Consider the following 1022-nt stretch of genomic DNA (forward strand, 5'->3'; position numbering starts at 1 on the left):
CACCCGATCAAGTTGGGTCAAAGGCATCGTAGCCTGCGGCCATCAGGTAGTTACGGCATTCGTCCGGTGTGAAGCGGCCGAAGGCTTGCTTGATGGTGTCGGAGAGGTCTGCGAGCGTGCGAGCAGCGTGGGCACGCAGAAGGGCTTTGAGCTTGGCGAAGGCGAGTTCGATGGGGTTGAAGTCGGGGGAGTAGGCCGGCAGGTAGAGCAGGCGGGCACCGGCTGCCTCGATGCGCTCGCGGATGCCGCTGACCTTGTGGGCGGGTAGGTTGTCGAGCACGACCGTGTCACCGTGCTTCAAGGTCGGGATCAGGGTCTCCTCGACATAACTGCGGAAGCGAGCGCCGGTCATCGGTCCGTCGAAGAGCGCGGTCGCCGTCAGGCCGCTGGCCCGTAGCCCCGCCGTGACCGTGATGGTCTTCCAGTGTCCGAACGGCACGGCCACCCGGCAGCGTTCGCCCCGTGGAGCCCGCCCGTAGCGACGCGCCATCTTCGTGTTGGTCGCGGTCTCGTCGAGGAACACGAGGCTGTCCGGATCGAGGTCGGGCTGGCCCTCGAACCAGGCCAGGCGGGCCGCCTTCACGTCCTCCCGATCCTGCTCGGCGGCGTGACCGGTGTTTTTTTACGCGTGATGCCGTGGCGCTTGAAGAAACGGGACAGGCTGCTGACTCCGACCCGCAGGCCGTGTTCGGCCAGTCGGGCGCGTAGCTCGCGCAGGAACAGTTCGGGCTTCGCCTCGTAGGTCTGCCGGATCAGGTCGGCCTGGGCCTCGATGGCGTGCGAGCGCTGATCGCCGCCCATCGGCTTTGCCCATGTGCGCCCTTCCCGCACGAAGGTCTCGTGCCAGCGTACGGCGCTGGCGGGGCTGACCTTGAACCGTTTAGCGGCTTCCCGGCGTGAGGCGCCTGCCTCGATCGCCACCACGACGCGTTCACGCAGATCGGCTGACAGGGCTGAGGGCATCCAGCTCTCCTCCTTGGAAAGCCGCGCATCGAATCACATCTGCGCCGCCCTCGAAACCC

1 protein-coding gene is annotated in these 1022 nt (G+C 66.7%); it reads right to left on the bottom strand.

Features of this window, described 5'->3' with window-relative positions; translation table 11 throughout:
* Nucleotides 1–7: 7 nt before the first annotated feature.
* Nucleotides 8–963, bottom strand: a protein-coding gene (locus tag J7U37_RS24795; RefSeq protein ID WP_247637480.1) for an IS630 family transposase whose coding sequence is annotated in 2 segments (ribosomal slippage) — nucleotides 8–624 and nucleotides 624–963 — 957 coding nt in all. Because the reading frame shifts where the segments join, the coding sequence is not laid out codon by codon here.
* Between the last annotated feature and the right edge of the window lie 59 nt (nucleotides 964–1022).

Origin of the sequence: Methylobacterium sp. 37f (assembly GCF_023093475.1) — a bacterium.
Classification (GTDB): domain Bacteria; phylum Pseudomonadota; class Alphaproteobacteria; order Rhizobiales; family Beijerinckiaceae; genus Methylobacterium.